This is a genomic window from Marinobacter maritimus, from assembly GCF_007671675.1.
In the GTDB taxonomy this organism is placed as follows: domain Bacteria; phylum Pseudomonadota; class Gammaproteobacteria; order Pseudomonadales; family Oleiphilaceae; genus Marinobacter; species Marinobacter maritimus.
Genome location: NZ_VCGW01000009.1, coordinates 1 through 15,185 on the forward strand (window position 1 = coordinate 1; position 15,185 = coordinate 15,185).

Below are 15,185 nucleotides of genomic sequence, written 5' to 3' on the forward strand. Positions count from 1 at the left end.
CATTTGCCCATGTGAGAGTAGGTCATCGTCAGACTCTTAATTAGAATTGCCTCGACAGCGTTGCTGTCGGGGCTTTTTTTTGTCTGAAAATCGACCCGCCGGGCAGCGGAACACTGCTCCTTATACCTCCCGGTGATATACTGTTTCCTATAAAACAAAATGCGATATGGAGCTCCTCAATGTCAGGCAACGATCATCTGGTCATATTTGATACGACACTCCGGGATGGAGAGCAAAGCCCTGGTGCCACCATGAACAAGGCGGAGAAACTTCGGATCGCCAAAGCACTTGAAAAGCTTCGCGTGGACGTCATAGAGGCCGGATTTGCAATCGCAAGCCAAGGCGATTTTGAAGCCGTTAAATCCATTGCTGAAACCATCAAAGGTTCAACGATTTGCAGCCTGGCAAGGGCTCTGGATAAAGACATTGATCGAGCGGCTGAGGCGATTCGGCCGGCCGAACGAGGCCGTATTCATACGTTTATTGCTACGTCGCCCATCCATATGCAGCACAAGCTACAAATGCAGCCGGGTGAGGTTATCGAGCAGGCTGTTCGGGCTGTAAAACGCGCGCGCAGCCACGTCGATGATGTTGAATTCTCATGTGAAGACGCCGGTCGCTCCGAGCTGGATTTTCTTTGTCGAATCATTGAAGCTGCCATTGATGCGGGCGCCAATACCATTAACATTCCTGACACTGTTGGCTATGCGATTCCGGAGCAGTTTGCTGAAACTATTCATCAGTTGCTCAATCGCATTCCCAATGCGGATAAAGCCATATTTTCCGTACATTGTCATAATGATCTGGGGCTTGCCGTTGCCAACTCACTCGCCGCGGTAGCCCGCGGAGCCCGACAGGTAGAGTGTACGATTAATGGTTTGGGCGAGCGCGCCGGCAATGCGTCGCTGGAAGAGATCGTGATGGCGGTTCGTACCCGGCAGGACCTGTTCAACATTGATACCCGCATAGACGCCCGCCACATCGTTCCGTCTTCAAGGCTCGTCTCTACTATTACCGGTTTTCCGGTACAGCCGAACAAAGCCATAGTTGGTGCGAACGCATTTGCCCATGAATCCGGTATTCATCAGGATGGCGTGCTCAAGCATCGCGAAACGTACGAAATAATGCGGGCGGAGGATGTCGGTTGGCATACCAATAGTCTGGTGTTAGGCAAGCATTCCGGGCGCAACGCATTCCGGACACGCTTGCTTGAGCTGGGTATTCAGTTTGAGACAGAAACCGAGCTTAACGAGGCGTTCACCCGCTTCAAAGCTCTGGCTGACCTGAAGCATGAAATCTTTGATGAAGACCTGCAGGCGATTGCCAGCGACACCCGGCAAAAGGATGAAGACGGTCGGTATGGGCTGGTTTGCCTCCAGGTTTGCTCTGAAACCGGGGTGGTGCCCAAGGCAAACATGACCCTTACGATGGACGGAAAAGAACATCACGTAGAGGCTGAGGGCAGTGGTCCGGTCGATGCGACGTTCAAGGCTATCGAGTCGCTTGTCGATTCGGGTTGTAATCTGCAGCTCTACTCCGTGAACAACATTACCAGTGGCACAGATGCGCAAGGCGAGGTGACTGTCCGGCTGGAGCGTGGTGGCCGAATCGTAAACGGGGTGGGCGCCGATACGGACATTATTATTGCGTCGGCCAAAGCCTATATCGAAGCCCTTAACCTGATTAGCCGCGGCGGCATCCGGCAGCATCCCCAGGTGGCGGATGTCTGAATTACTCCGAGCCTTCTTTCCATATCAGCGGGCGGTATGTGGTTTGAATGATGCACACTGAAGCGCAAAGACAATTTTATCTCGGTGTTGCAGGTATCCGCATGTGGTATGCGCGTGAAGCCCTGCCGGGTGCCGCACCCAGCCCTGAGTTCAAGTTTCCGGAGTCGGACGAGCTGATTCAATCGCTGATCGAAGTTCATGGTCCAGTTGCTTCAGCTCCAGAAAAAGCAGGCCAGCCCCGCTCGGCCCCTTCGCCCTCCAAGCCTGACCAGCGCGGAGCCCAGCGCATTGCCAGCCTTCAGGCGTTGATGGAGGGCAAAGACGGAGAGGTCTCGGGCAAGGAGCGGCCAGTACAGCAGCCTTCGGTCGGGGCAGAGTTGCCGTTGGATGATGAGCAACGCAATGCTGTGCCGGCTCAGGTTTCTCATGCACAGCCAAGTAAGGCTGTCAGCCTGCACGTTGGCGTATTTTCCAGTGACAGTTGCATCCTGATAGCCGCGATATCCAAAGAAGCGAGCCTTCGTTTGCAGGAGACGCTCGCTGTAAACATATTGAGGAGTCTGGGGGAGGAGGAGACAAAAGCTGCGGAATGGGTCCAGTGGCCGGTCTTCAATAATCGCTTGGTGTCGGGAGGTTCGGTTGCTGACCTGGTGTCCGTTATGAAACATGTGCTGGAAGGCTCTGCCCACAAGAAAGTGATTGTTCTGGGTCCTATCGGCAGAGCAGATCCGGAAGCTGGGCGTGATGGCTGGTTGGCAGGTGCGCTTGAGCGCTCTCCGGATATTGAGTTTGAGTATTCTCTGGCCGAGCTTGCCAGTAATCCGGGCGCCAAGCGCTCTTTGTGGGGGCAGCTGAAACCGTTGGTCAAAGCGTGACGCAGAAAAAGGTTGGCTTAAACCGTGATGCCTCGGGGGCGGATCTGACAGTACGGCCTTTGGAGCCGGGGGATTTACCCGAAATTTTGGATATTGAGCGGCAGGGGTACTCCCATCCCTGGACCGAAGGAATCTTTCTGGACTGTTTCAAGCCGAGCTACCGTTTATGGGGGGCTTGCCAGGGCGGCTCGTTAGTTGGGTATGTTGTAGTATCCTATGTTCTGGATGAGGTGCAGCTCCTGAACCTTTGTGTTCATCCGGGATATCGTGGTCTGGGGGCTGGAAGGTTCCTGTTGCGTCACCTTCTTGCAGAGGCAGCCCGCGAGAGTATGAATCAGATTATCCTCGAAGTGCGGTTGAGCAACAAAGCTGCAAGCAAGCTCTATCGCGCGGAGGGCTTTGAGGAAACAGGCCGTCGCCCGCGGTACTATCCCGCTGCTTCCGGGCGAGAAGATGCTCGAATAATGACGCTGTTGCTGCAGTCTTGACGGTAGTTGCTTCTGTTCGCGTAATGACCTCTTAGCCCCTATAATGGCTGCCTTTTACGAACATCCGACGCAGGTTTCTTTTAAACTATGTCTCACCTTTCCCAGGAAGTGGCTAAACGCCGCACCTTTGCAATCATCTCTCACCCGGACGCTGGTAAAACCACGATTACCGAGAAAGTCCTTCTGTTTGGGCACGCTATACAGAGGGCGGGTACGGTCAAGGGGAAAAAATCCGGTCAGCATGCGAAGTCTGACTGGATGGAGATGGAGAAGGAGCGGGGTATCTCGGTAACCACATCCGTGATGCAATTTCCTTACGGTGGCAAACTGGTGAATCTGTTGGATACCCCGGGCCATGAGGATTTCTCTGAGGACACCTATCGCACACTCACGGCAGTAGATTCCTGCCTGATGGTTATCGACAGCGCAAAAGGTGTTGAGGAGCGTACCATCAAACTGATGGAGGTGACCCGGCTCCGGGATACACCTATTCTGACATTCATGAACAAGCTGGATCGTGACACCCGTGATCCGGTAGAGCTTATGGATGAAGTGGAAGATGTACTGAAAATTGCCTGCGCGCCTATTACCTGGCCTATTGGTATGGGTAAAAGTTTCAAAGGTGTTTACCACCTGCTTCGGGATGAGGTAATTCTGTACCAGAGCGGCCAAGGCCACGCTATTCAAGACGTCCGGGTAATTAGCGGGCTGGACAATCCTGAACTCGATAAGGCGATTGGCACTTACGCGAGTGATTTGCGGGATGAAGTTGAATTGGTGAAGGGCGCGTCCCATGAGTTTGACCTGGCGGCATTTCTGGCCGGTGAGCTGACTCCGGTGTTCTTTGGTACCGCATTAGGTAACTTTGGTGTCGATCACATGTTGGATGGGCTTGTTGAGTGGGCTCCCGCGCCTCAGCCTCGTGAGACGGACCAGAGGCTGGTACAGCCTGATGATGAAGCCTTCACCGGCTTTGTTTTTAAGATTCAGGCCAATATGGATCCTCAGCATCGGGACAGAGTTGCGTTTATGCGCATTGTGTCTGGTAAATACGCCCAAGGCATGAAAGCCCGGCACGTGCGGATCGCAAAGGAAGTGCGTTTCTCTGACGCCTTGACGTTTATGGCCGGTGATCGTGCGCACGCTGAGGAAGCCTATGCAGGTGATATTATTGGCCTGCACAATCACGGCACGATTCAGTTGGGGGATACGTTTACTGCTGGCGAAGACATGAAGTTTACCGGCATTCCCAATTTTGCGCCGGAGCTGTTCCGCCGTATACGGCTGAAAGATCCGCTGAAGGCGAAGCAGCTCCAGAAGGGTTTGATACAGCTTTCGGAGGAGGGCGCCGTGCAGGTCTTCCGGCCAGTGCGCAACAACGATTTGATTGTTGGGGCGGTTGGTGTCCTGCAGTTCGATGTAGTGGTCAGTCGTCTCAAGACTGAGTACAAGGTTGAAGCTGTTTATGAGCCTATTAATGTCGCGACTGCACGTTGGGTAACCTGCCCGGATGATCGCAAACTGGATGAGTTCCAGCGAAAGAATAACGACAATCTGGCGCTCGATGGTGGTGACCGACTCGCGTATATCGCGCCAACCATGGTAAACCTGAATCTTGCTCAGGAACGATATCCAGACGTTGAGTTCCACAAAACCCGGGAGCACTGATCCGATAGTGGATGGAGGTGGCTTTGAAACTGGTTGATGCCCATTGTCACTTTGACTTTCCAGGGTTCGAAGGGCGCCGGGTCAGCGAGCTTGAGGCTGCTTCTCAGGCTGGGGTTGTCGGCCTGGTTATCCCCGGTGTACGTCGCCCGGACTGGGAACGCGTCAGCAATACGGCTCTGGCACATCCGGGTCTGTTCTATTGTCTCGGCATTCATCCGTGGTTTGTCGCTGAACATTCCACCGAGGATTTGGACGTTTTGGAGCAGCTATTAGGTAAGCAGCCCGCCCGCTGCATAGCTATTGGTGAGTGTGGGCTGGATAGGCTGCATGGTGAGTTGGATTCTCAGCGCCCCTGGTTTGATGCGCAGATTGAGTTGGCATCGAAGCTCGATTATCCGCTGGTTATCCACTCTGTGGGGACCCACGATGAGGTTCACGCCACGCTCAGGCGCCGGAACTGGAATGGTAAAGCCCTGCTGCATGGCTTCTCCGGAAGTTATGAGCAGGCCACAAAGCTGATCGGCCAAGGATGCTCTATTGGCGTGGGTGGGGTAATTACGCATCCGCGTGCACGCAAAACCAGGGAGACCGTTGCACGCTTGCCTCTGGAGAGTCTGGTGCTTGAAACGGATGCGCCGGATATGGCGCCGGAAGGCGTCGCAGCGGGTGATAACTCGCCGGTTTATTTGCGCCAGATACTTGATTGTCTTGCTGAAATCCGGGGTGAGCATCCGGAATACCTGGCCTCCGCGCTATTTTCAAACACCATCGCGCTATACGGCAGGGCGTTGTGGCATTAAGGAATGATAAAACAGTGCGGCTCAGGGTTGGTTTTCAATAATCGTTCGAGTATACTTCGCGCCCTGGCTTTTCAAGGCGATGCCACTATCTCAGCCCCGAATAGTGTCACTGCCGATCAAATTACAGGTACAGAACCTCCTCCGGGTGTACTACACTTTCCGGTGGCGGTTTTTAACGTTTCTTTTTATAGCGTTCAAGGCGGAATCAATGAAGACTCTGAGTGCGAAACCAGAAACCGTAAAACGTGACTGGTACGTTGTAGACGCAGCCGGCAAGACGCTGGGTCGTCTGTCAACCGAAATCGCCCGTCGTCTGCGGGGCAAGCATAAGCCTGAGTACACCCCTCATGTAGACACTGGCGATTACATTGTTGTTATCAATGCGGGCCAGGTGCGGGTTACCGGCAACAAAGCATCTGACAAGATGTACTATAGTCATACCGGCTTTCCGGGTGGGATCAAATCTATCAGCTTCGAAAAGCTGGTTGACAAGGCGCCTGAGCAAGTTATTCAGAAGTCTGTCAAAGGCATGCTTCCGAAAGGCCCGCTTGGTCGTGCCATGTTCAAGAAGCTGAAAATTTATGCAGGCGCTGAGCATCCTCATACAGCCCAGCAGCCCAAAGAACTCGACATTTAACGGAAGGCGGATATGTCTGTAGCACAAAATTACGGTACTGGTCGCCGCAAAACGTCCACGGCTCGGGTGTTTATCAAGCCGGGAAGCGGTAATATTTCTATTAACGGTCGCACCATCGAAGATTTTTTCGGTCGTGAGACTCTGCGCATGATCGTGCGTCAACCTCTGGTTGTTGCAGAATCCGCAGATCGTTTTGATATCAATATCACCGTTAAAGGTGGTGGTATCAGTGGTCAGGCAGGCGCTATTCGTCACGGTCTGACCCGCGCTCTGATGGATTACGACGAAGCCCTGCGCCCGGCGATGCGTAAAGCGGGTTATGTAACTCGTGATGCTCGTGAAGTAGAGCGTAAGAAAGTTGGTCTGCGCAAGGCGCGTAAGCGCCCTCAGTACTCCAAGCGTTAAGTTTCGCTGGAGCAGATCTCAGGAAAACCCGGCTATTTTGGTCGGGTTTTTTTGTTTCAGGGTCAATGTTCGTCAAATTGATCTGGAGCAGAGAAGAGGCTCTGGCGGCGGCTTTCCGACTTGTAAGGACATGGTAATTTCATTACCATTTGAGCGCTTATATTTTTGGATTGTGAAGTCCTTTTCGATGCACACTGTCGGCTTTCTTGCGGGCTGTGACATCGCCTGATGGGAGAAAACCATAATGAATAATGGCGACGTGAGCCAAGGTCGACGCCGGTTTCTTATCGGTGCTACGGCGGCGGTAGGTGGAGTCGGCGTCGTCGGTGCGGCAGTTCCTTTCGTGGCATCCTGGAATCCCAGTGCCAAAGCGGAGGCAGCTGGTGCGCCGGTAACCGTCAATATCAGTAAGATTGAACCTGGTCAGCAGATCACTGTTTCGTGGCGGGGTATGCCGGTCTGGCTTATCCGTCGCACAGACGACATGGTCGGCAGCATAGAAAAGCTCAATGACAAGGTGAGCGATCCTCAGTCTGAAGCCCCGCAGCAGCCGCCCTACATTGACGGCGTACTGCGGTCGCTGAAGCCTGATTTAGCTGTTCTTGTCGGCCTTTGCACCCACTTGGGCTGCGTGCCTTCCTATCGTCCGGAAGTGGCGCCGGCAGACTTGGGTGATGAGTGGCTTGGCGGACTGTTCTGTCCTTGTCATGGTTCCCGCTATGATATGGCCGGACGGGTATATAAATCGCAGCCTGCTCCGCTGAACCTGCAGGTTCCGCCTTATCGCTACGACGATGACGCGACTCTCACGATTGGTCTTGATCCGGAGGCAGCGTAATGCAGAAGCTTCTTAATTGGGTAGACGAGCGTCTGCCAGTTGTGGATGCCTGGAATAAGCATCTGGCAAAATACTACGCGCCGAAAAACTTCAACTTCTGGTATTTTTTCGGTTCTCTGGCGATGCTCGTACTGGTGAATCAGCTGGTAACCGGTATCTGGCTCACCATGAGTTACAATCCTACAGGCGAGGGGGCATTTGCTTCCGTTGAGTACATCATGCGTGACGTGCAGTGGGGCTGGCTCTTGCGCTACTTGCACTCCACGGGTGCGTCGGCCTTCTTTATAGTGGTTTATCTTCACATGTTCCGTGGTCTTATGTACGGATCTTATCAGAAGCCGCGTGAGCTGATCTGGCTGTTCGGTATGCTGATTTACCTGGTGCTGATGGCAGAGGCTTTCATGGGCTATCTGCTGCCTTGGGGTCAGATGTCCTACTGGGGTGCCCAGGTTATCGTAAACCTGTTTGGCGCCATTCCGGTTATCGGTGAAGATCTGTCCTTGTGGATTCGTGGTGATTACCTGATCTCGGGTATTACCCTTAATCGCTTCTTTGCCTTGCACGTGGTTGCTTTGCCAATTGTTCTGCTTGGCTTGGTAGTTCTTCATATTCTTGCTTTGCATGAAGTTGGCTCCAACAACCCCGACGGTATCGAGATCAAGAAAAACAAGGATGAAAACGGCATTCCAAAAGACGGTATCCCGTTCCACCCCTACTACTCCGTGCACGATCTTGTGGGCGTGGCGGTATTCTTCTTTATCTTCTTTATCGTGGTGTTTTTCTTCCCGGAAATGGGCGGTCTCTTCATTGAGAAGCCGAACTTTGAGCCTGCAAACGCACTGAAGACGCCTGCGCATATCGCGCCTGTATGGTATTTCACGCCTTTCTACGCCATGTTGCGCGCGGTCACGATTGACCTGTTCGGGCTGCCGGCGAAGTTCTGGGGTGTAGTTATCATGGGCGGTGCCATTGCAATTCTGTTTGTCTTGCCCTGGCTGGACAAAAGCCCGGTACGTTCCATCCGCTACAAGGGGTGGCTGAGCAAGATTGCGCTGACGCTGTTTGCGGTGAGTTTTGTTATTCTCGGTTATCTCGGTCTTGTGCCGGCTACCGAAGGTCGTACCACTGTGGCGCAGATCCTGACAGGCGTGTACTTCCTGTACTTCATTCTGATGCCGTTCTATACGCGCATGGAGAAAACCAAGCCAGTACCAGAGAGGGTGACAGGATAATGAGAAAGCTGATTTTTGGTCTTTTCATCGCAATCCTGCCGGTTCTCGGGCTGGCAGCCGGTGGCGCCGTTCCGCTTGATCACATTGAGACGGACCACACAGACAAGGCATCCCTGCAGCGTGGGGCTGCCATGTTTACCAATTACTGCATGGCGTGTCACTCCATGGAGTACGCTCGCTATAAACGGGTTGCTGAAGATCTTGAGATCCCGGCCGAGTTGTTCGAGGAGAACCTGATCTTCACAGGCGCCCAGATTGGCGAACTGATGAAGAACTCCATGGACAAGGATATGGCTGCTGGCTGGTTCGGTGCTCCGCCACCTGACCTTACGCTGGAAAGCCGCCTGCGCGGTGAGTCCTGGGTATACTCCTATTTGCGTGGTTTCTACAAGGATGAGACGCGTCCGCTCGGCGTGAATAATGTGGTGTTCCCTGCGGTGGGTATGCCCCATGTTCTGGTTGACCTGCAGGGCTTGTGTGCAGTTGAGCCCAACATCGGTAAGAAAGCCAGTGTTGAGCCGCTGAGCGGTAACGTCAATAACGGAAGTGCCTGTCCGGAATACGCCACCGAAGGCAGTATGTCCGGTGCCGAGTTTGATCGTGCCATGTATGACTTGACGAATTTCATGTCGTACATGGCGGATCCGATCAAAGTTGAGCGTGAACGCCTCGGGATTTTCGTATTGATCTTTGTTGCCATTTTCTTTGTCTTCGCCTACCTGCTCAATCGTGAGTACTGGAAGGACGTGCACTGAAAAATAGGGTATAATCTCGTTCCCTGAGTTCCAGCGGGCGTTAACCGGCCCGCTGGAATTTTTGCGTTTTTCAGGACCATTTCGGTTTGTTTACTCGTGAGGTAGTTCTATGGGCGTTGTGACCAAGCGGTCATCGATGACGTTTTTCTCAGACCCGGCCAGCCACTATAGCCACAGGGTTCGGATTGTGTTGGCAGAGAAGGGTGTTACCGTTGACGTCGTTGATGTTGATCCGGACAGTCCACCAGCCGAGTTGGCTGATCTGAATCCGTATAACGCCCTGCCGACCTTGGTGGATCGTGATCTGGTTCTGTATGAGCCTAACATCATGATGGAATATCTTGATGAGCGCTTTCCGCACCCGCCGTTGCTGCCGGTTTACCCGGTTGCTCGCGCCAACAGTCGGCTGATGATTCACAGAATCCAGAAAGACTGGTGTGGCTTGGTGGACCAGATTCTGCACCAACCAAACGTCAAGGCGTCGGAGACCGCGCGTAAAGAGCTGCGCGAAAGCCTGCTTGCTACAGCGCCGTTGTTTGGCGAAATGCCGTTTTTCCTCTCTGAGGAGTTCACCATTGTAGACTGCTGTATTGCGCCTATTCTCTGGCGTTTGCCGTCGCTCGGTATAGAGCTCAACGACAAGCAAGCCAAGCCGCTGCAGAAGTATATGGAGAGCATTTTTGATCGTGAAGGTTTCAAGGCCAGTCTTTCTGATCTGGAAGAAGACATCCGTAGCTGATTTTGCGGAGCTCTGCCATTCGCAACAGGAGGCAAACAGTGTCTGATAACAAGATCACCATGACATCCAGTCGCCCGTATCTGGTACGCGCATTCAACGAATGGATACTGGATAACGACTGCACGCCTTATATAGTGGTTGATGCAGGCATTCAGGGTGTTCAGGTGCCTACCGAACACGTTGCGAACGGACAGATCGTTCTGAATGTCAGTCCCGGTGCGGTGCGTGGGCTTGTAGTGGGTAACGGTGCATTGGAGTTCAGCGCCCGTTTCGGTGGTGTACCTATGCAGGTATTTATCCCGCTTCAGGCCGTGATGGCTATCTACGCCAAGGAGAATGGCGAAGGGATGGTGTTTGGCAGTGAGCCAGGCTCTCCGGATCCTGACGGCACGAACGACCGGGAGGGCGGTCGGTCGTCTGAAGGTCAGGACGAGCGCCCGTCGGGTCGTCCGACTCTCAAGGTTGTCAAGTAAGCGTTAGCTAACAACTGCTCTGAAAAAGCCGGCATCTGCCGGCTTTTTTGTCAGCCTCCAAACAGCTTCCCGTCTACCAGCGAGCACAGTGCATTGATTACAAGCATTAGCAAAGGTGTGGCCTCTGCTGGCGAGAGATCGTTGAGGGTGATCTCGTGGTCTTCTGAATGCATCAGGGAGGTGATGTCAGACTTCTCCCTTGCGCTCAACACTACCACGTTCATCTCCCGGCCATGGGCTGCCTGAATGGCCTGAATGAGATTCGCTTTGTGGCCATCATCAACAATCACGAATAGCACGTCGCCGGGCTTGCCGATAGCTTTGACCTGGCGTGAGAAGGTATCGTTGAAACGGTTATCGCGGCAGATGGCCGAGTAGGTTGTTGCGTCTGCGCCCAGATTGATTGCAGGCAGTGCCGGTCGGTCCTGTTCAAAGCGGTTCAGAAAGGCTGTGCAGAAATACTGGGCGATTACGTTGGCATTTCCGTTGGCGCAGGTGACAATTTTCCCGTCATTGAGAAGAGCGTTTACAAACGCTTCTGCTGCCTGCTCAATAGCGGGCCCTGCGGTGCTGGCTGCTTGAGCAGTATGCTCCATGTGGCTCGCGAACAACTGGTTGATCAGGTTCCCCGTTTCGTTCATCAGAATCTATACGTCCGCCTGGATTGCATTTTTGATCCATTGTACCCGGTATTTTTTTAAGGTTCCCGGGCTGATTGCCACTACGTCTATTCGGCTGAGCGCGTTCCAAAGGTTGTGTCGGTGCAGATAAAACGAAGCGGCTTTTAGTAGCCGCTGTCGTTTCGGATAGGAAATGGAGCTTGCCGGATCCACGAGGCTGTTCATACGTCTGTAGCGAACCTCAAAGAAGACGAGAGTGTCCTTGTCTTTCCCTATCAGATCGATTTCACCGCCGCGGTTATAGACGTTACGCTCAAGTATATCCACGCCTCGAGAGCTGAGATATCGCGCTGCAACCCCTTCAAAGTGTGTTCCGATTGCTTTGCTGCCTTCCATGGCCCTTACCTTGTCCTTTCGTGGCTTAGCGTCAGTTCGTCAACGACTGCGACGGTTTGTCATCTTCAGCACCAAGAGGTTTGGGCTGGGGGAGCAGGTTGGGCGTTCCACTGCGGAATTGCGCCCAAAGCTGGGTCCTGTGAATGCTGCCTTCGCGGGTCATGCTTAGCTGGCCGGTCTGGCCATCCACTTTTGCGGTTTGAACCTGGCGCAATAGAGGCAGGCGTTTGCTCAGCTGCCATGCGTCCGCTCCCATGGCAAAAAGCCTTCCCAGCTGGCCCTGAGTGCCAGACAAAGCTTTTGTGGCTTCTTCGCGCAATGGGTTTTCGGCGTCGAGCACCCAGGGAATATCGGTAAATATAACTTGATTCAAGTCGCGGTCCCGGGCGCCGTCCGGCGCGCCTTCGTAAATGATCGAAGGGGAGTACACAGGCAGATCGCCGCCAAAGTAAAACGCAAACAAAGGTTTGAACTGGCGCGCTATTGCTGGCTCGGCCACCATAACAATCGCTTCAGCATCCTGTCGGCGCCGTGGTTCGAATTCAACATTGAGGCCAATGGTGCGTTCTACCTGAATGGCGCGGTCCCGGGACACAGTAATGCCCAGCAGGTCCGCTGTCACCGCGCGCAGGTTATCTTCGCGAAAGAATCGTTCGATATCCAATGCAACCGCTCCGTTGTGCTGCATGCGTTTCAGCAATGCTGCCTCTACGCGATCGCCCCACTCACCCTGCGGGATGAGTGCCAGAACCTGGTTGATATTCTGCGCCGAGAGTTGGTCGGCAATCTGCCGGGCTTCGTCCTCTGCGGAAAGACCAAACTGATAAAGGCCGTCTGGAGCTTTCTTGTCTGCAGCCAGATAGTTGAGGCCCAAAGCGGGAACAGGAAGCGTTTTCAGGCTGGTAAGACTTGCCAGCGCTTCTTTCTCAAGCGGGCCTATAATCAGGTCGATATCCTGAGTGGCCAGTTCCTTGTACAGCTCATCAAAGGGTTGATCTGAGGTGTCCACAATGCGGATATCGGTTTTGCTGCGGTCTGCAGAGCTATCCTGATAGTAGGCCGCAAGAAAGCCGTTGCGAATGGCCTTGCCGGCGCTTGCCAATGGGCCTTGAAGCGGTAGGGCCAGAACAATCTTTTCGGGCCGGTTTGCAGCAAGGTTGGCAATGAGCTGAAGTTCGGACGGCAGGATCTGTGCAGCAGGATGGCCGGGCCAGTTATTTTGCCAGCGACGGATAGCCTTGCCCTGATCATCGATGCTCAGTCCGGGAGTGCGCACGTTTGCGGCAAGTTCAAGCCACCCTTCGGTTTCGAAGCCGATAGTGCTTTCGCCTGCGTCGGAGAGTTTCTGGTCCGGAACCGCTTTCAGAAAAGTCCAGATCTGATCGTGGATCTGTTGTGGGTTAACCTTGCCATCTGTCTGCGAGAGAAGCATCAGGGTCATGGCAGCTGAGAGACGGTCACCCACGAGTGCGTAAGTTTCAGCCTGAAGGCCGGCAGCGCGGTTAATGAGATCCGAGTTGTAGCCTCTGAAGTTGTCTGGTGAGAGTGTTGTGACGATACTGCCTGCCCACTCACGATCTTCCAGTGCTACAGCACTCGCCATGGCGAGTAGCTGTTTTTGGGCCTGCAATGATGGCGCAGGTTGCGCCAGTTGAGTGCTCTGCAGTAGTGTGCGGGCCGCCCGATGGTCGTCACTCTCCTGAAACCGGCTTGCGACCTTCAGCAGGTATCGCTGCGCCGTTTCGGTGTTTCGCTCCTTTGCGGCAAGCTCAAGAGCCTGCGACGGGGACTGGGCAACGTGCGACTCCAGGTCGACACTGGCGCAGCCGGCAAATAGCAGGGTCAGGGTAAATATACCGGCCAGGGCGCGATGGTTAATACGGTTCTTTGTCATGGCAAGCTCTATGGATTCCGTGGTTTGGGGCTTGTGGCGCCGATCTGATGGTGGCAAGTTTAACAGCTCCGGGGCCAATTCACATGACGCAGGTGTCATGGTAATGCTGCCCCTGCGCTTGAGGCATACATTTTGAAATCTGAATCGGATCAGTCAGCCATGCAGGTAATAAAGCCAGGCGATACCCGTGGAACGCTCTATATCGTTGCTACCCCTATTGGAAATCTGGAGGATATTTCTGCCCGCGCAGTGAGTGTGCTCTCGGGGGTGGCGGTAATTGCTGCGGAGGATACCCGTCACAGCGGGCGCTTGCTTCAGCATTTAGGGATTAACAAGCCGTTGGTTGCATTACATGATCACAATGAGCGCGGCAGAGTTCAGAACATTCTGGATCAATTGTTGGCAGGCGCTGATGTTGCGTTGATTTCAGACGCTGGCACGCCGCTGATCTCTGATCCGGGCTATGTGCTGGTTCGGGAGGCAAGAGTTGAAGGGTTGCGGGTAAGCCCTATTCCCGGGCCATGTGCGCTGATCGCCGCACTGAGTGCCGCCGGTCTCCCAACGGATCGTTTTTTGTTTGTCGGTTTTCTTCCTGCAAAGCGTTCCGGCCGGCGTACCGCCCTCGAAGAGCTTCGCAAGGAGACTGTGACTCTGGTTTTTTACGAGTCGCCCCACAGGATACTGGATACCGTGGCCGACATCGCTGAAACCATGGGGGAGCATCGTGAGATTGTGTTGGGACGTGAGATTACGAAAACGTTCGAGACGTTCTACTCCGGGGGAGCGACTCAAGTACTGGCAACCCTTACAGACGACCCGCACGGCAGTCGAGGCGAATTCGTTGTTATGGTGCGGGGCGCTGAGAAAGCGGAAAGCTCCCTGATGGCTGGCGCGCTTGATGTCGATAGACTGCTGAGCCTGTTGATGGAGGAGCTGCCGATCAAAAAAACGGCAAAAATTGCGTCCAGCCTGACCGGCCTGGGAAAAAACGAACTGTATCAGAGAGCGCTGGACCTTAAGGACAGTTGATCTGAGGGCGGTGCTTTTCCTTGCATGGCGGGTGGTGCAGGAGTATTGTCTCGCCCGAGCTCGCCAGACAGTCGCCGCCGGTTTATCCGGGGGAGGAAAGTCCGGGCTCCGCAGGGCAAGGTGCCAGGTAACTCCTGGGCGGCGTGAGCCGACGGAAAGTGCAACAGAAAGCAGACCGCCTAAGTGCTCGTGACTTGTTCACGGACACCGGTAAGGGTGAAACGGTGCGGTAAGAGCGCACCGCGTGACTGGCAACAGTTCACGGCGATGGTAAACCCCACCTGGAGCAAGACCAAATAGGAGTCCTATGGCGTGGCCCGCGCTGGACTCGGGTAGGTTGCTTGAGGCCTGTGGTGACGCAGGCCCTAGATGAATGACTGTCCACGACAGAACCCGGCTTATCGGCGAGCTCGCCTTCTTTTCCTTGGTGCATAAAGCGTGTTCATTCTCATGGCGCGCTTCTTATAGCCAAAAAATCTTAAACCTCACTTGTCTTCTTCAGACCTTTCTGCAGGTGGTTGATTTCCCTTCTTTTCTTATTCGTAATGTCACGTTTTGCTCATAGCATTCTCTGTAACCCGTTGTCATAAAAGGAACTTTCCCAAG

At 53.9% G+C, this 15,185-nt stretch carries 16 protein-coding genes and 1 other RNA gene; 14 read left to right on the plus strand and 3 right to left on the minus strand.

Annotation, left to right across the window (positions count from 1 at the left end):
• Positions 1–179 precede the first annotated feature (179 nt).
• The 12 genes from FFI90_RS19485 (at position 180) to FFI90_RS19540 (ending at position 10,640) form a co-directional block, all read left to right on the plus strand.
• The gene (locus FFI90_RS19485; RefSeq protein ID WP_144780431.1) at positions 180–1,730 is read left to right on the plus strand and encodes a 2-isopropylmalate synthase; all 1,551 of its coding nucleotides are present in this window, start codon (positions 180–182) and stop codon (positions 1,728–1,730) included.
• A 47-nt stretch (positions 1,731–1,777) separates the two neighbouring features.
• Positions 1,778–2,605, plus strand: coding sequence for a 2-isopropylmalate synthase (locus tag FFI90_RS19490; protein WP_144780432.1), 828 nt, complete (start codon positions 1,778–1,780; stop codon positions 2,603–2,605).
• Positions 2,602–3,093 carry a ribosomal protein S18-alanine N-acetyltransferase gene (gene rimI / locus FFI90_RS19495; protein ID WP_246123687.1) on the plus strand — a complete coding sequence of 164 codons (492 nt, stop codon included), beginning with the start codon at positions 2,602–2,604 and terminating at the stop codon, positions 3,091–3,093. Before FFI90_RS19490 ends, rimI begins: the two co-directional genes overlap by 4 nt.
• An 87-nt stretch (positions 3,094–3,180) precedes the next feature.
• Positions 3,181–4,761, plus strand: a complete 1,581-nt coding sequence (prfC, locus tag FFI90_RS19500) for a peptide chain release factor 3 (RefSeq protein ID WP_144780433.1) — start codon at positions 3,181–3,183, stop codon at positions 4,759–4,761.
• A 23-nt stretch (positions 4,762–4,784) separates the two neighbouring features.
• Positions 4,785–5,561, plus strand: coding sequence for a TatD family hydrolase (locus FFI90_RS19505; protein WP_144780434.1), 777 nt, complete (start codon positions 4,785–4,787; stop codon positions 5,559–5,561).
• A 208-nt stretch (positions 5,562–5,769) separates the two neighbouring features.
• On the plus strand, positions 5,770–6,198 hold the full coding sequence (gene rplM / locus FFI90_RS19510) for a 50S ribosomal protein L13 (RefSeq protein WP_144780435.1): 429 nt from the start codon (positions 5,770–5,772) through the stop codon (positions 6,196–6,198).
• A 12-nt stretch (positions 6,199–6,210) separates the two neighbouring features.
• A complete protein-coding gene (gene rpsI, locus FFI90_RS19515) occupies positions 6,211–6,603 on the plus strand; it encodes a 30S ribosomal protein S9 (RefSeq protein WP_144780436.1) in 393 nt (130 codons plus the stop codon).
• A 244-nt stretch (positions 6,604–6,847) separates the two neighbouring features.
• Positions 6,848–7,441, plus strand: a complete 594-nt coding sequence (gene petA, locus FFI90_RS19520) for a ubiquinol-cytochrome c reductase iron-sulfur subunit (protein WP_144780437.1) — start codon at positions 6,848–6,850, stop codon at positions 7,439–7,441.
• Positions 7,441–8,673 (plus strand): cytochrome b, encoded by a 1,233-nt coding sequence (locus tag FFI90_RS19525; RefSeq protein WP_144780438.1) that lies wholly within the window; start codon positions 7,441–7,443, stop codon positions 8,671–8,673. Before petA ends, FFI90_RS19525 begins: the two co-directional genes overlap by 1 nt.
• Positions 8,673–9,428, plus strand: coding sequence for a cytochrome c1 (locus FFI90_RS19530; RefSeq protein ID WP_144780439.1), 756 nt, complete (start codon positions 8,673–8,675; stop codon positions 9,426–9,428). Before FFI90_RS19525 ends, FFI90_RS19530 begins: the two co-directional genes overlap by 1 nt.
• 109 nt (positions 9,429–9,537) lie before the next feature.
• Positions 9,538–10,167, plus strand: a complete 630-nt coding sequence (locus FFI90_RS19535) for a glutathione S-transferase N-terminal domain-containing protein (RefSeq protein ID WP_144780440.1) — start codon at positions 9,538–9,540, stop codon at positions 10,165–10,167.
• Between the two features lie 59 nt (positions 10,168–10,226).
• Positions 10,227–10,640, plus strand: coding sequence for a ClpXP protease specificity-enhancing factor (locus tag FFI90_RS19540; protein WP_246123692.1), 414 nt, complete (start codon positions 10,227–10,229; stop codon positions 10,638–10,640).
• Between the two features lie 50 nt (positions 10,641–10,690).
• Here the strand turns inward: FFI90_RS19540 and FFI90_RS19545 are convergent, their stop codons facing one another.
• The 3 genes from FFI90_RS19545 to FFI90_RS19555 are packed head-to-tail and all read right to left on the minus strand — an operon-like array spanning position 10,691 to position 13,607.
• Entirely contained in the window at positions 10,691–11,281 is a 591-nt protein-coding gene (locus FFI90_RS19545; RefSeq protein ID WP_144780442.1) for a D-sedoheptulose-7-phosphate isomerase, read from the minus strand.
• Positions 11,282–11,287: 6 nt separating this feature from the next.
• Positions 11,288–11,656 carry a YraN family protein gene (locus FFI90_RS19550; RefSeq protein WP_144780443.1) on the minus strand — a complete coding sequence of 123 codons (369 nt, stop codon included), beginning with the start codon at positions 11,654–11,656 and terminating at the stop codon, positions 11,288–11,290.
• Positions 11,657–11,687: 31 nt separating this feature from the next.
• Positions 11,688–13,607, minus strand: coding sequence for a penicillin-binding protein activator (locus FFI90_RS19555; protein WP_246123689.1), 1,920 nt, complete (start codon positions 13,605–13,607; stop codon positions 11,688–11,690).
• A gap of 102 nt (positions 13,608–13,709) precedes the next feature.
• Here FFI90_RS19555 and rsmI point away from each other — a divergent pair, with 102 nt between their 5' ends.
• Both rsmI and rnpB read left to right on the plus strand, forming a co-directional pair.
• Positions 13,710–14,579, plus strand: a complete 870-nt coding sequence (gene rsmI, locus FFI90_RS19560; protein WP_144780503.1) for a 16S rRNA (cytidine(1402)-2'-O)-methyltransferase — start codon at positions 13,710–13,712, stop codon at positions 14,577–14,579.
• A gap of 55 nt (positions 14,580–14,634) precedes the next feature.
• Positions 14,635–14,996, plus strand: an RNA gene (gene rnpB, locus FFI90_RS19565) — RNase P RNA component class A.
• Positions 14,997–15,185 lie beyond the last annotated feature (189 nt).

Excerpts from the sequence above, each read along its gene's own strand:
- FFI90_RS19535 (WP_144780440.1), top strand. The coding sequence starts at position 9,538 with ATGGGCGTTGTGACCAAGCGGTCATCGATGACGTTTTTCTCAGACCCG.
- petA (WP_144780437.1), top strand. The coding sequence starts at position 6,848 with ATGAATAATGGCGACGTGAGCCAAGGTCGACGCCGGTTTCTTATCGGT.
- FFI90_RS19545 (WP_144780442.1), bottom strand. The coding sequence starts at position 11,281 with ATGAACGAAACGGGGAACCTGATCAACCAGTTGTTCGCGAGCCACATG.
- FFI90_RS19525 (WP_144780438.1), top strand. The coding sequence starts at position 7,441 with ATGCAGAAGCTTCTTAATTGGGTAGACGAGCGTCTGCCAGTTGTGGAT.
- FFI90_RS19530 (WP_144780439.1), top strand. The coding sequence starts at position 8,673 with ATGAGAAAGCTGATTTTTGGTCTTTTCATCGCAATCCTGCCGGTTCTC.
- FFI90_RS19485 (WP_144780431.1), top strand. The coding sequence starts at position 180 with ATGTCAGGCAACGATCATCTGGTCATATTTGATACGACACTCCGGGAT.
- rpsI (WP_144780436.1), top strand. The coding sequence starts at position 6,211 with ATGTCTGTAGCACAAAATTACGGTACTGGTCGCCGCAAAACGTCCACG.
- FFI90_RS19550 (WP_144780443.1), bottom strand. The coding sequence starts at position 11,656 with ATGGAAGGCAGCAAAGCAATCGGAACACACTTTGAAGGGGTTGCAGCG.
- prfC (WP_144780433.1), top strand. The coding sequence starts at position 3,181 with ATGTCTCACCTTTCCCAGGAAGTGGCTAAACGCCGCACCTTTGCAATC.
- rsmI (WP_144780503.1), top strand. The coding sequence starts at position 13,710 with ATGCAGGTAATAAAGCCAGGCGATACCCGTGGAACGCTCTATATCGTT.
- FFI90_RS19540 (WP_246123692.1), top strand. The coding sequence starts at position 10,227 with ATGACATCCAGTCGCCCGTATCTGGTACGCGCATTCAACGAATGGATA.
- FFI90_RS19490 (WP_144780432.1), top strand. The coding sequence starts at position 1,778 with ATGATGCACACTGAAGCGCAAAGACAATTTTATCTCGGTGTTGCAGGT.
- rplM (WP_144780435.1), top strand. The coding sequence starts at position 5,770 with ATGAAGACTCTGAGTGCGAAACCAGAAACCGTAAAACGTGACTGGTAC.